We start from the raw sequence: 14,061 nt of genomic DNA, 5'->3' as shown, positions 1-14,061 counted from the left end.
TGATGGGCGGCGTCACGGCGCGGGCGTCACGGGCACGCCTGGGCGGCCGTATTCCGGCGGAGCCCGCAGGCATAGGTGCCGCCGCCGCAGCTGAAACCGCTGCAGTACTCGTGCACCTCCCTGCGCCCGTTGGGGTAGGTTTTTACCTCGCAGTCCGCAGGGCTGTAGTCGCACACCTCCTGGCAGCGGATCGGGCCGGTCGTCCCGTCGTTCGCGTCCGTGCACGGCCGCTCATCGAGCTGGGTAGTCGACGTGAACCCCACGTCCGCTTGATCATCGAAGTGCCCCGTGCAGAAGTGCGCGTCGGTGACGGTGCCCTCGAGATAGCCCCGGATGTCCGGCGAGAAGAACGGCACCGGGTTCGGCGCCTTGTTGTCGGCGACGCGGCGGACCTCGAAGTGCAGGTGATCGTTGTTCGGCCAGTCCGACGACTCGCCGATCTCCTGCCCCGGGACGACGAGATCGCCCTCCGCGACGAGGGTCGACGCGGCGTGCCCGTAGATGACGTAGACCGAGCCATAGCGGATCGTCAGATCGATCTGGGCGGGCGCGCCCCGGGCGGTGGGGTACCTGCCCACGCAGGCGTCTGGCCCGGCGCACATGACCTTTCCATAGCCGACCGAGTACAAGGGGCTGCGCGCCGGGACGGAGAAGTCGAGCCCGCTGTGGTTGCCGGACGTGTGCGTGTAATAGACGGTCTGGAGCACGACCGAGGTGCACGTATGGCCGAAGTACTGCCCCATGGGCGGCGCGTCCCCGTTCGGCATCGTGGTGGGGTGATTGCAGAACGTGGGCACCTTCGTGTCGCTGAGCTCGTCGCCGGGCCCCACCTCGCCGCAGCCGGTGGTCGGGTCCCCCCCGCCGCCGGCGCCCGAGATCGACGCGTTCGTGATGGTCGCGCCCTCATCGAACAGGCTGGTGTCCAGCTCGAGCGGGTAGGTGGGCGTTGCGCTGCTCGTGTGGAACACGGCCCCGTTCTTCAGGTAGCGGACCTGGCCGCTCTGCACGTCGACGCGGAAGACGTCGCCCGCCTGGTAGGTCCCGAAGTAGCCCTGTCCGTAGCCGTTCTCCACGACCTCCAGTCCCCCGTCGCCGCGCAGGTAGATCGCATAATCGATGTCTCCGTACCCCTGATCGGCGTCGCCGTGGCCAAGGCCCGCCATCTTGTACCGGTTCGTCTCGTTCGTGGAGAACTCCACGTAGCCATCGTCCGACGCGATCTGCTGGACCGACGAGGCCCCGGCATGCCAGCCCCAGCCGGCGGCGCGCGTCAGCGAGCCCCCGCTCGCCGGCGCATGGCGGACGTTCTTCCAGAACCCCGGCGGCATGCAGCTCGTGTCCCCGGCCGCGCAGCTCACGACCTGGGCACCGGTAACGGTCGCGCCCCCGTCGTTCAGGCTGGTATCGAGCCTGAGCGGATAGGTGGGCGCCGTCAGGCTCGTATGGAACGCCAGCCCGTTCTTGCGGTACCGCACCTGGCCATTGAACACCTCGATACGGAAGACGTCGCCGGCCTGGTAGGTCCCGAAGTACCCCTGTCCAACGCCCTGCTCGTAGATCTCCAGGCCTCCATCGGCGCGCAGGTAGATCGCGTAATCGATGTCCCCGAAGCCCTGATCGACATCGCCGTGGCTCAGGCCCGCCATCTTCTGGAGGCTCGCCTCGTTCGTGGAGAACTCCACGTAGCCGTCGCCCGCCTCGATCTGCTCGGCCGACGAGGCCCCGGCGTGCCAGCCCCAGCCGGCGCTTCGTGTCAGCACGCCTCCGTTGGCGGTGGCATAGCGGACGTTCTGCCATAGCCCGGGGGGCATGCAGCTCGTGTCCCCGGCCGCGCAGCTCACGACCTGGGCGCCGGCGACGGTCGCGCCCTCGTGGTTCAGGCTGGTGTCGAGCCCGAGCGGGTAGGTGGGCGCCGTGGTGCTCGTGTGGAACACCATCCCGTTCTTGCGGTAGCGCACCTGGCCATTGAACACCTCGACGCGGAAGACGTCCCCGACCTCGTAGGGCCCGAAGTATCCCTGTCCAACGCCCTGCTCGTAGACCTCCAGGCCCCCGTCGTCGCGCAGGTAGATCGCGTAATCGATGTCTCCGAAGCCCTGGTCCGTGTCGCCGTGGCCGAGGCCCGCCATCTTCTGGAGGTCCGCCTCGTTCGTGGAGAACTCGACGTAGCCGCCGCCCGCCTCGATCTGCTCGGCCGACGAGGCCCCGGCGTGCCAGCCCCAGCCGGCGTCGCGGGTCAGCAGGCTTCCGTTCGCCGTGGCGTAGCGGACGTTCTTCCACTCCTGCGGCGGCATGCAGGCCTCGTCCCCGGCCGCGCAGCTCATGATCTGGGCCCCGGTGACGGTCGCGCCCTCGTGGTTCAGGCTGGTGTCGAGCCCGAGCGGGTAGGTGGGCGCCGTGTTGCTCGTGTGGAACACCATCCCGTTCTGCCGGTAACGCACATGACCGTTGAACACCTCGACGCGGAAGACGTCGCCCGGCTGGTACATCCCGAAGTACCCCTGTCCAACCCCCTGCTCGACGATCTCCAGGCCTCCATCGGCGCGCAGGTAGATCGCGTAATCGATGTCCCCGAAGCCCTGATCGGCGTCGCCGTGATTGAGGCCGGCCATCTTCTCGAGGTTTGCCTCGTTCGTGGAGAACTCCACGAACCCGTCGCCCGCCTCGATCTGCTCGGCCGATGAGGCGCCGGCGTGCCAGCCCCAGCCGGCGCTTCGCGTCAGCGCGCCTCCGTTGGCGGTGACGTAGCGGACGTTCCTCCACAGCCCCGGCGGCATGCAGCTCGTGTCCCCGGCCGCGCAGCTCGCGACCTGGGCGCTGGTGATGGTCGCGCCCTCGTGGTTCAGGCTGGTGTCGAGCCCGAGCGGGTAGGTGGGCGCCGTGGCGCTCGTGTAGAACACGAGCCCGTTCTTGCGGTAACGCACCTGGCCGCTGAACGCCTCCACGCGGAAGACGTCGCCGGCCTGGTACGTCCCGAAGTAGCCTTTCCCAACCCCCTGCTCGACGATCTCCAGGCCTCCATCGGCGCGCAGAAAGACCGCATAGTCGATGTCCCCGAAGCCCTGATCGACGTCGCCGTTGCCGAGGCCCGCCATCTTCTCGAGGCTCGCCTCGTTCGTGGAGAACTCCACGAACCCATCGCCGGCCTCGATCTGCTGGACCGATGAGGCCCCGGCGTGCCAGCCCCAGCCGGGGCTGCGCGTCAGCAAGGTCCCGTTCGCCGGGGCGTAGCGGACGTTCTTCCAGAACCCCGGCGGCATGCAGCTCTCGTCGCCGGCCGCGCAGCTCGTGACCTGGGCGCTGGTGACGGTCGCGCCCTCGTCGTGCAGGCTGGCGTCGAGCGCGAGCGGGTAGGTGGGCCCCGTGTGGCTCGTATAGAATACGACCCCGTTCTTGCGATAACGCACCTGGCCCTCGAACACCTCGACGCGGAAGACGTCGCCGGCCTGGTAGGTCCCGAAGTAGCCCTTTCCGTACCCCTGCTCGAGGATCTCCACGCCCCCGTCGGCGCGAAGGAGCACCCCGTAATCGATGTCCCAGAACGACGGGCTCTCATCGCCGTGGCTCAGCCCGGCGATCTTGGTCCGGTTCGCCTCGTTCGTGGAGAACTCGACGAACCCGTCGCCCGCCTCGATCTGCTGGACCGACGAGGCGCCGGCGCTCCAGCCCCAGCCCGGACCGCGGGTGAGGGCGCCGCCCGACACCTGGACCTCGACGGCGTTGCTCCAGAAGGCGGTGGCGCCCTCTATAGCCCGCGCGTCTCCTGCGCTCGCGATGGTGCTCCCGAGCGCGAGCGCCGCGAGGAGCGCGCCTTTGCAAAGCCTCCTCATGATGCGCCCGTCCTCCCGCGGCCCGCGACGAGCGCGGCGGCGGGGCGTGGCGCAGGGTACCGGATGGATCTGTCGAATGCGTGAGTAAGCACGGTGTTGATCTCCTCTGGACATGGATCGTTGATGAGAAGCTGGGCAGACGAAGCCCTTCGGCCAGCGCTCCGTCGCGGGTCGCGGGTCGCGGGTCGCGCGGCCGTCGCGCGTGCGTCTCCGTTCGCCAGCGCGCGACGGCGGCTGGCACCGGCGCGCAGGAGCGCGCTGCGACGCGGATCAGGTGTGGCTCTCCGGCCACCCCCGTTCCTACGCCGCGGCCGCCCGTCTTCTGACAGACACCGATCCTCTTTTCCCGCGCGCGCCGCCGGCCATGCCCGGCGAGGGGCGCCGCAGGGCATGGCCGGCGGCGCGGGGGGCTGGGGAGGCGCGCATGCCCCGGCCGGGCGACGACCAGGAGGCGCTCGCGCGGCGCGTCACCGCCGTGCTATGTCGAGCGGCATGGCAGCGCCGCGCATCGCCGTCGTGGGGCACGTCGAGCACGTGACGCTCGGCCGCACCGAGGGCGTCCCTCAGCCGGGCGACATCGTTCACCTGCTCGACGCGCGCTTCCTGCCCGGCGGGGGCGGCGGCCTCGCCTTCGCTCAGCTCTGCCGGAGCGACGCCGAGATCCACCTCTTCACCGCGCTCGGGCACGACGCGGCGGCGCGCGCCGTCGAGGAGCGCATCCGCGTCGCGCCGGGGCGCGTGCAGGTCCACGCGGCCGCGCGCGCCGTGGACCACCCGCGCGTGGTCGTCGTCGTGGACGCCGAGGGCCGTCGCACCATCATCGTCACCGGGGCCCCGCTCCAGCCCGCCGCGACCGATCCGCTCCCGTGGTCGATCCTCGCCGGCTGCGACGCCGTCTACTTCACCGGCGCCGACCCCGAGAGCCTGCGCCTCGCCCGGGCGGCGCGCCGCCTCGTGGTGACGGCCCGCCGGGGCGCGGCGCTCCGGGCGGCGGCGATCGCGCCCGACGTGGTCATCGGCAGCGCCTCCGATCCGCGCGAGAACGCCCCGCTCGACGCGTACGACCCCTGCCCCGGCGCGCTGGTGCTCACCGACGGGCCGCGCCCCGTCCGCGTCCTCCGCCCGGGGGGCGCCGCGCTGGTCGACGCGCCGCCCGCACCGGACCGCGTCCTCGGCGAGTACGGCGCAGGCGACAGCTTCGCCGGGGCGCTCACCTTCTATCTCGCCCACGGCCTCTCGGTCGAGGAAGCCTGTCGCCGCGCCGGACCGCACGGCGCCGCGGTGCTGCGGGGGATCGATCCGCTCGAGACGCAGAGCGGGCTCATCGCGCCGTGACGCAGATCCACGCCCGCGTGGAGGGATCCCGGCGCCTCGGTCGACATGAGCGGAGGGACGCCCTCGCGCCCGCTCCACCTCGTCGTCGCCGCCATCCTTGCCTCATGGCGGCGTCAGGATAGCCACTCCGCGCGCGCTCGGGCGACCTCTGCCGGGGCGCATCCCTCCGCAGGGGCGCGCAGGCGCTCCCATGCCTGCTCGATATAAGCGAGGCACTCCATGATGGATCCCTGCTTGCCGGCCTCCCGCGACCCGCGCGGGATCGCGCGCTCGACAGGGCAGACGGTGTACTGCTTCTCGTGATCGACGACGACGCGATAGGTGGCTGCGTCCTGCCGCTCTTCCTGGTTCATCTTCCCCTCCGCGGGTCGGCCCGATTGCGCTGCGGGGTCGCACGATAACCTCGACCCCGGCGCCGTCGAGCCGAAATCTCCGAGCGCGGATCGCAGGGTCATGCCGTCTCCGCCCGAGACGGCATCATGCCGGGATCGATGCCCGTGTCACGACATCGCTCCAGCGAGCCGAAGGTCCGTGGAGCCGCTCCCCCATCGATCGATGATTCACGCCAGGGGAACTGGCCGAGAGACTCATCGCCTGTCTTGTCGTGCTGGCAACGCAGCAAGCCGAAGCGGGACGGGCGGGCGTCGCGGGGTGAAGGCGGGAGGCGGAGGATGGCGCCTGCCCCGCGCCCTCGATGCCGGAACACTCCGCCCTGCGGGCGCGTCGGTCACGACGATTCCCAGTCTTCGAGCGGCAGGCCTTTCACGCGCGAGAACTCCCGAACATTATGGGTGACGAGGATCAGCCCATTCGCGAGCGCGATGGAGGCGATGAGAAGGTCCATGCTCCCGATAGGTTGACCATCGCCTTCGAGATCGGAGCGGATGCGCGCATCGTGTTCGGCTGCGAGATCGTCAAAATCGAACGAGACGAGCTCTCGCAGAAAACCATCCTGTGCGGAGCGGAGCGGTTTTGCGTGACTTTCGCGCTCTTGAGCGCTCCTTAAAACAGTTCGGCCTTTATCACGCTGCACGTACAGACGGAGGCGCGCGCCACCGCCACATAACGAGTGAGCATTCCAATGTGCTTCGCGCGCAGGATCCCAATCACCGTGTTGGTGTCGAGGAGGTACCTCACTCGATACCCTGACGCTGTTCGAGAGCGGGTTGAGCGGGGCGCTCGAACGTCGGATCGTCGATGGCTCCCCAGAAGAGAAGGGCCTCGGGGTTTGAGATGCCGTCCTCGCCAAGGCGATCGAGCAGACGCCGCCACGTGGATCCTCCCGACGCGTTCGGCCGCCCGGTTGAACGCACGCGTGAACCTGTCGAGGAGCGCGCGATTCAGGACGGCGTCCTGCCCGAGGTGCTCGGCGGCCTCCCGGTGCTTGCCCGGCTCCAGCGCGCAGAGCCCCAGATAACCCAGCACCTCGGCCCGCTGCACCGCGGTCGTCCGTCGATCGTTCCCGATTCGCCGCTATTCTCGAAACTGAGTACTGCGCCACACTGGTCGGGACTCGCTCGGCGGCAGTCCAGCAGGGGGTGGCCGCCGCGGGAGCTCGGAAAGCGCCCATCCACGGCGCTGATGGATCCATTCAGAACAACGAATGGTCGCCCGGACGCGCGTCGTTACAACTCTACTCACCGAAGCGCGGCGCGCCGTGCGCCGCCGAAGAGGAGGATCCCATGACCGCTGCTTCCCCGACCGCCGTGACCCTCTCCCTCCTGGCCCGCATCGAGGCCAAGCCCGGCAAGGAGGCCGAGGTCGAGGCCCTCCTCCGCTCCGCCGTCGGCCTCGCCGCCGAGGAGCCGCGGACGGTTCACTGGTTCGCGCTGCGCATCGGGCCGTCGACGTTCGGCATCTTCGATACCTTCGCGGACGAGGTGGGGCGCAAGGAGCACCTCGCGGGCCGCATCGCGGCCGCGCTCATGGCAAAGGCGCCGGAGCTGCTCGCCACACCGCCCGTCATCGAGCACGTGGACATCATCGCCGCGAAGGGGTGACCGGCCGCGCCCGGGCAGCGCGCGAGAGCAGCGCGTCCCAGAAGAGCTGCAAGCCCGGCGCCAGCGTGCGATCGCCCGAGCGCACAAGCGCGACGGTGCGCCGGAGGGCCGGGTCGACGAGCGGGCGCTGCGACGCGCCCGTCACCAGCACCGAGTGCTCGGGCATGAACGCAAAACCCAGCCCCGCGTGCACCAGGCTCTGGACCCAGTCCTCTCGATCGGTCCGGTACGCCGCGTACAGGTCCACGCGCCGCGCGGCGCACGCGCCCGTCACCTGCTCGCGCATCTCGCAGGCGAGCCGATCGAGGTAGGGCTCGCCGTCCAGATCCTCGAGCCGCAGGCCCTCGCGCGCGGCCAGGCGATGGCCGGGCGGGAGGACCACGACGTAGCGCTCCTCGTAGAGGGGCGCCACCACGCACCAGTCCGGAACGGCGTCACCGAGGTTCGAGACGATGACGTCGACCTCGGCCTCCTCCAGCCGCCGCAGGAGCTCGCCCTGCACGGCCACCGCGATCTCCAGCTCCACCCCCGGCGCCTCCGCGCGGAACGCCGCCAGCGAGCCGGCGAGCCGCGCCGGCCCGATGGTGCAGAGGATGCCCACCCGGAGCGGCACCTGCTTGAGGCGCCGGTGGTTGTCCGCGATCACCTGGACGGCCTGCATCTCGTCCCGCAGCCGCTGGAGCCGCGGCAGCACGCGCTGCCCCAGCGCCGTGAGCTTGGCGCCGCCGCGCTCGCGCAGGACGAGCGGCCCGCCCAGCTCCTCCTCGAGCTTCTTGATGGCGGCCGTGAGCGCGGGCTGCGAGACCGCGCACCGCTCGGCCGCGCGCGTGAAACTGCGGGTCTCGGTCACCGCAAGGAAATACCGGACCTGATGCATCTCCATGGCCGCGCATCTTCGCCCGACGACGCCGCCCGCGCCAAGGAGGCCAAGGAGGCCAAGGAGGGAGGAGCGCTCGCTCGGCTCCGATCAGGGCTGCTGCGGGAGAAGATGACCGGCGGCCCCTCTGCTCAGGATGGCGAGAGTCACCGCAGCGCGGTGGTGATGATGTAGCGCGTCTTGCCCAGCTCGGGATCATCGCAGCTTTTGTAATACTCCCCGGAGCGGTCGAGCTTGCCGCAGGACTCCTTGCAGCTCCCGACGATCTCGATCATCCCGCAGCCCTCGATCTCCCCGTCCGCATTGACGTGCCCGGCGGCGCAGTCGCGCTTCGCCGAGCGCGAGACATCGACGTTCGCGGTGTTGTAGCAGGCGCGCAGGTACGGCGTCTTCGTGAAGAGGTTCCCCCAGAAGGCCCCTTCGACATGAGGGTACTCGTCGAGCTCATCGTCCTCGACCTCGTGGCAGAGCGGGGTCTGTCGGGAGCGCATCGAGACAAGGACCGAGACGCCATAACGGTTCGTGTGGGCGGCGAGGCACGCGGAGACCATCTGCTTGCCCTCCTTATCGAGCGGGCGCCGGTCCCACCGGGGCGCGAGGCCGAGATGTCCGGGATAAACCTCCTTGTGGGTCGCGCCCGCGCGGTCGGTCCAGGAGAAACGGAACGACTGGGACTCCTTGAGGGCGCAGCTGACCGTGTACTTCACGAGCGTCCGAAAGAGGTCGCCCCGCTCGCCAGGATCCGTGAGCGCAGAGGCCGCCTCCGGGGCCAACGCGTTCGCGCTGAGCGCGTTGGCGCTCAACGCATTGGCGCTCAGCGCATTGGCCGTCAGCGCATTGGCGCTCAGCGCATTGCCGCTCGCGAGCGCGTCAGCGCTCGTGTCGAGCTCCTCTGTCTCTTCAGCATGCGCTTCGAGCTCCAGCTCGGGCGCCATGCAGCCAGTAGCCACGAAAAGGACACCTGCGCATCCAAGTACAGCCTTGATTTTCACGTGATGAGACCTCGGTAGCGAGCCAAGGGGAGCACCCACGCTCCCCGATCGCAGCACGCCCTCCGGTGCGTCGTTCAGCACAACGACAGCCGGGAACTCTCCACGTCTAGGCTAGAGTACGGTGATTCACCGCGGCTGTCAGCTCTTAAATTGACGCTCGATGCAGATTCGCCCGTAGCAAAACGGCGCGTAGTTACGCCAGATTACGCCAGATTACGCCCGGTTACGCCCGGTTACGCCCGGTTACGCCCGGTTACGCCAGATTACGCCAGATTCCGTTCAGCTACGCTCAGTTCCGACAGTTCGGACCCATTCCGACCCACTGCGCCGCCAGCTCCAGTGTGCGGGCGTTGTCCGGGACGTGGGAGAGAAAGCGCCTGCGCCACTCGGGATCGCGGACGCTGGCGGCCCGGTCGAGCAGCTTGTCGCGCGCCGATGAAATGGCGACAGCGGCCCTGTCCGCGTCGCCGACCGCAGAGAACGCCTCCGCGTGGACCAGCCGGATCATCGACTCACCCTCCTCGATCCCGCCGAGCGACTCGAGCGCTGCCAGGGCCTCGCCGGCGGCCGCGAGCGCCTCGACGGCGCGCCCCAGCCCGATCAGCGCCCGGGCGCGGATCGCCGTGGCCGCGACGCGGAACGGCGACGCGCTGTCCAGCGCCTCGGCGAGGCGCGCCTCGCGCTCCGCGCCCGCGAAATCGCCGGCGAGCAGGGCGATCTTCGCGAGGTACGAGCGCGACACCACCTCGGCGCGCGGGTCGCCCAGCCGCTGGCTCGATGCGAGGGCCGCCTCCTCGACGGCGCGCGCCTCGGCGAGCTTGCCGCCGTAGGCGAGGACCTGCCCGAGGCTGGCCTGCGCCGCCGCCGCCACCTCGTGCAGACCCATCCGCTCCGTGGCCTCCAGCACGGAGCGGAGCGCCGCCTCGGCGCCGCCGAAATCGCCGAGCTCCCCGTAGGAATAGCCCAGGTTCGCGCGGGTGATGCACGCGTTGCGCCGGTCGCCGACCTGCTCGTACGCCACGAGCGCGGCCTCCAGGCCGGTGACGCAGGCGCCGGGATCGCCCCCGCTCATGGCGCGGAAAGCGCGCGCCTGGTGCAGCCCCGCAACCACCTCGGCCCCCGTGCCGGCGCCTGTCGACGCCCCGTCGCCCATGGCGCGCTCGACCTCCGCGATGAGCGCGTCGACGACCGCGAGCCGCCCGGTGAAGGCCAGCGTCGAGGCGCCCATGGAGAGACAGGTGCTCTTCGCGCTCTCCGCGCCTTGCGAGGCCGCCATGACGACCGCCTCGCCCATCCACCGCTCCACGCGGTCGAAGCCGCCCAGCTTGCTCGCGGCCGCGACGGCCTGCGTGACGGCCGCGAACCATGGCGCCGAGCCGGGCGCGAGGTGCCGCGCCGCGTCGGTCCCCCGCTGCTCGGCGAGCGCGAGATCGCCCCGCCACACATGCGCCTCGGCCTGGACCAGCCGGAGCGCCCCCACCACCGCGGGCTCCGGCGCACACTCGAGCCCGCGCTCGGCCCGCGCGATCGCGGCGCCGAGATCGTTGCCCTCCAGGGCGTGCTGCGCCGCGCGCAGGTACGCCGCCGCGGCCCGCGCGGGCACCGCGCCGCGCTCGAAGTGCTCCGCGAGCGCCATCGCGTCGGGCTCGCCCGCGCCCTCCAGCCAGGCGCCCGCCAGCGCGTGGCCCAGCCGCCGGTCGGCCTCGGTCAGCATCCCGTACGCCGCCTCCCGCACCAGCGCGTGCCGGAAGCGGTACTCGACCTCGCCCCGCAGCCGCCCGGGGCCGCGCCGGTGGACCACCTCACGGCGCTCCAGCTCCGAGAGCCAGCGCGTCACCTCGGCGCCCCCGAGCAGCGCGCTCACCGCGCTCGGCCAGAACGCCTGGCCGAACACGCTCGCCGCCCGCAGCACGCGCCGCGCCTCGGCGTCGAGCGCCTCGATGCGCGCCTGCACCATCGCCAGCACCGTCTCCGGCAGGTCCGCGCCGTGGCCGGCCGCCACCGCGCGGACCTGCTCCTCCAGGTAGAACGGGTTGCCGTCGGCCCGGTCCACCAGCGTGGCCACGAGCTCCGCGCTCGCCTCGTCGCCCAGCGCGGCGCGCACCAGCCGCTCGCTCGCCCGGCGCGTGAGCGGCGGCAGCATCATCTGGTTGCCGAAGCGCCCCTGAGACAGCCCCGGAAAGGCCTCGTGCACCTCGGGTCGAGCCAGCCCGAGCACCAGGAACGGCAGATCCCGGAGGCTCCGGAGCGCCGCCTCGACCATCGTCAGGGTGGGCAGGTCGCCCCACTGCAGGTCCTCGAGGATCAGCAGCACCGGCTGCCTCGCGCACTCGGCCCGGATGAACTCCTCCCACGACAGCCGCAGCTGATCGCCCATCAGCTGCCGGTTGCGCCGCGCCGCGCCGACCCGGATGTCGTCGTCCGGGAACGGCGCGCCCAGGAGCTCGCCAAGGAAGGCGCTGACGCGCCCGACGTCGAGCTCGGGGTGGCGCTCGACCCGCGCCCTCACCTTGCGCCGCCGCTCCTCCAGCGGCTCGCCGTCGACGATGCCCATCGCGCTCCGCAGCGCGCGCGACAGCAGCCCGAACGCCGAGCCCGAGCTCATCGGATCGCCCTGGCCGACCCACACCTCCACGCGGGCGCCGTCCGCCAGGTCGGCGCCGCCTCCGTCGCGCGCGCCGTCGGCCGCCCGTGCGTTGCGCGACGACACCTTCTCGAGGAACTCCTGCCGCAGCCGCGATTTGCCCATGCCGGCCGCAGCGACCACCAGCAGCACGCCCGAGGTCGACTCGTCGATGCTCCGCTCGAGCTCGGCGCCGAGCACGCCGAGCTCCCGCTCTCGCCCGAAGCACGCCATCGGCTTGCCGAGCAACGCCGGCGCCGACGTCACCTTGAGGTCGTCCCGGGCCCCGTGGAGGAAGCGCGCGCCGCCCTCGCTGCTCGTCTCGAACCGGCCGCCCAGCAGCCCCGCCGTCACCTCGTCGATGCGGACCGCGGCGACCGCGCCCGGCTCGCCGCGCGACGGCAGGAGCTGGACGGCCCGGTCGATGAGCTCGCCCATCGGGATGCGCGACGTGAGCTCGGCCCGGCCGGTCACGAGCGAGACCTGCGCCCCGCCGAGCAGCCCGCGCAGCGAGAGCGCGCAGCGCGCGGCCTGCGCGGCGAGATCGGTGGCCGCCTCGGCGCTCGTCAGCACGAGCAGCGGCGATCTCGCGTCGATGAGCTCGATCTGGCCCTGGTAGCGCTCGGCGAGCGCGTAGAGCTCCTCGGCGCGGCCCGTCGCCCGCGCCTGCTCCTCCTCCTGCGAGCGCGTCACTTCCTCGGGCGCCGAGCGCTCGTGCGCGAGCACGAGGCACGTGACGCGCCGCTCGCTGCTCGTAAGCTCCAGGACCGGCGCCGGCGCGGCAGGGTGGGCGCCGTCCGCCGCGCCGGCGCGGCTGAGGTCGATCGCGCGGAGCTCCTCGGCGACGGCCGCGCCGTCGCGGGGTCGCCCGTCTGGCTGCTTCGCGAGCATCCTGGCGACGAGGGCGTCGAGCTCGTCCGGCAGGTCGGGGCGGACCTCGCGGAGGCGTGGGGGCTCGTCGAGGAGCACCTTGACCAGCACGGCGAGCGCCCCGGCGCCCTGGAAGGCGGCGCGCCCGGTGAGGCACTTGAAGAGCACGCAGCCGAGCGCGAACACGTCGGCGCGGGCGTCGACGCGCCGCTCGCCGCGCGCCTGCTCGGGCGCCATGTACTCCGGGGTCCCGAGGACGGTGCCCGGCAGGGTGAGCTGCTGGTCGATCCGGAAGCGCGCGATCCCGAAGTCGAGCACCATCGCGCGATCGAGCCGCCCCTCGACGAGCAGCAGGTTGCTCGGCTTGAGGTCGCGGTGCACGACGCCCTGCCCGTGGAGGGCGCCGAGCGTCTCCGCGATGCGCGCGACGACGTCGACGCTCTCGGCGGGGGTGAGCGCTCGCCGCGCGATGCGCTCGGCGAGCGTCTCCCCGGCGAGCCACTCCATCACCAGATACGGCTTGCCGCCCGCCGCGACGCCGTGCGCGATGTACCGGACGACGCCGGGGACGCGCAGCGCCGAGAGCGCCTCCACCTCGTAGGAGAAGCGGCTCAGCTCGCCCTTGTCGGCGCGGCGAATCACCTTGAGAGCCACCGTGTCGCCGCTTCGCCGGTCGCGCGCCCGGTAGACGTGCCCCATCCCGCCCGAGCCCGCGAGGCCCTCGATCTGGAACCGCTCGTCGACGATCTCTCCGACGCGCATCAACGGCCGTGAATCCAGCGATATCACGCGCGCCGCCCTCCTGGTCTGGATACAGGCCCGGGATGGTATGGCGACTCACCTCCACGGCGGCCGCGATCGAATCGAACGCGCGATGCGACGCGTCAGGGCTGGAGTCTCACGAAGAACCCCCCGGGGCGCCCGGGGAGGACCGAGCTCCGCGCGCCGGCAGCCCGCCGGTGCGAACGAGGGTATCTCGACGGACACGAGCGTGTGTGCAGGCCGTCCGGGTGGTGCACCGAGCGCAGGTAAGCCGTCGACGAGGAGGGCGTCCGTGACGGGCGAACGGCTCCGGCGCCGGAGAGGGCGCCGCCGGGTGCCGTGTTCGGCGGGCTCGGTTCAAGGCATCTGAAAGGCATCGAAGAGCGCATCATGCCATGTCGATGAACCTGCGTAATCGCGTCATGTCGAGCACCAGGGAGAGAGAGCCAAGCCCACCCGGTGAGGCGATGCTCGACGCGTCCTTCGCTCGCGGAATCGCCCCCCCCGGCCGACGGTGCCCGGGGGTGGGCGCGCTCCTCCGGCGCGGAGGCGGCGCGCGCCCGGAGGGGCGACCCCGAGGCGCGCGCCGGCGGGCCGGCACCTCCGCTCCTCGCGTCGCGCCAGGGCGTCCGCGCGGCGCGAGCGAGGACGGAGACAGCGCTGGGCGGACATCATGAATGAAGTTTTTCTCTCCTGACGTTATCTTCGCCTCGGCGGTGTTTGTGATGAAGTTTTTGTCCCCCGACGCCGTCTCGGACTCCGCGGCGTTCGC

Annotated in this window: 8 protein-coding genes; 2 read left to right on the top strand and 6 right to left on the bottom strand. The window is 71.5% G+C overall.

Annotation, left to right across the window (positions count from 1 at the left end):
* Nucleotides 1-26: 26 nt before the first annotated feature.
* A complete protein-coding gene (locus tag POL72_RS48245; RefSeq protein ID WP_272103983.1) occupies nucleotides 27-3,830 on the bottom strand; it encodes a M23 family metallopeptidase in 3,804 nt (1,267 codons plus the stop codon).
* A gap of 492 nt (nucleotides 3,831-4,322) precedes the next feature.
* Between POL72_RS48245 and POL72_RS48240 the strand changes: the two genes are divergently transcribed.
* A complete protein-coding gene (locus tag POL72_RS48240) occupies nucleotides 4,323-5,165 on the top strand; it encodes a PfkB family carbohydrate kinase (protein WP_272103982.1) in 843 nt (280 codons plus the stop codon).
* 113 nt (nucleotides 5,166-5,278) lie between these two features.
* On the opposite strand, the gene POL72_RS48235 is transcribed toward POL72_RS48240, so the two are convergent.
* Together POL72_RS48235 and POL72_RS48230 are read right to left on the bottom strand one after the other, a co-directional pair.
* Complete coding sequence (locus POL72_RS48235) at nucleotides 5,279-5,620, bottom strand: MbtH family protein (RefSeq protein WP_272103980.1); 342 nt, start codon at nucleotides 5,618-5,620, stop codon at nucleotides 5,279-5,281.
* A 272-nt stretch (nucleotides 5,621-5,892) separates the two neighbouring features.
* Complete coding sequence (locus tag POL72_RS48230) at nucleotides 5,893-6,198, bottom strand: PIN domain-containing protein (protein WP_272103979.1); 306 nt, start codon at nucleotides 6,196-6,198, stop codon at nucleotides 5,893-5,895.
* Nucleotides 6,199-6,847: 649 nt separating this feature from the next.
* Here POL72_RS48230 and POL72_RS48225 point away from each other — a divergent pair.
* Nucleotides 6,848-7,165 carry a putative quinol monooxygenase gene (locus POL72_RS48225; protein ID WP_272103977.1) on the top strand — a complete coding sequence of 106 codons (318 nt, stop codon included), beginning with the start codon at nucleotides 6,848-6,850 and terminating at the stop codon, nucleotides 7,163-7,165.
* Here POL72_RS48225 and POL72_RS48220 read toward each other — a convergent pair.
* From POL72_RS48220 to POL72_RS48210, 3 genes are all read right to left on the bottom strand, one after another.
* Nucleotides 7,146-8,048, bottom strand: a complete 903-nt coding sequence (locus tag POL72_RS48220) for a LysR family transcriptional regulator (RefSeq protein WP_272103975.1) — start codon at nucleotides 8,046-8,048, stop codon at nucleotides 7,146-7,148. The two genes, POL72_RS48225 and POL72_RS48220, sit on opposite strands and share 20 nt — an antisense overlap.
* 140 nt (nucleotides 8,049-8,188) lie before the next feature.
* Nucleotides 8,189-8,992, bottom strand: coding sequence for a hypothetical protein (locus POL72_RS48215; RefSeq protein ID WP_272103974.1), 804 nt, complete (start codon nucleotides 8,990-8,992; stop codon nucleotides 8,189-8,191).
* A gap of 331 nt (nucleotides 8,993-9,323) precedes the next feature.
* Nucleotides 9,324-13,289, bottom strand: a complete 3,966-nt coding sequence (locus tag POL72_RS48210) for a serine/threonine-protein kinase (protein WP_272103972.1) — start codon at nucleotides 13,287-13,289, stop codon at nucleotides 9,324-9,326.
* Nucleotides 13,290-14,061 lie beyond the last annotated feature (772 nt).

This window comes from Sorangium aterium (assembly GCF_028368935.1).
Taxonomy (GTDB): domain Bacteria; phylum Myxococcota_A; class Polyangia; order Polyangiales; family Polyangiaceae; genus Sorangium; species Sorangium atrum.
Note: the sequence above shows the minus strand (reverse complement) of the source record. Positions and strands in the feature narration are given on the sequence as shown.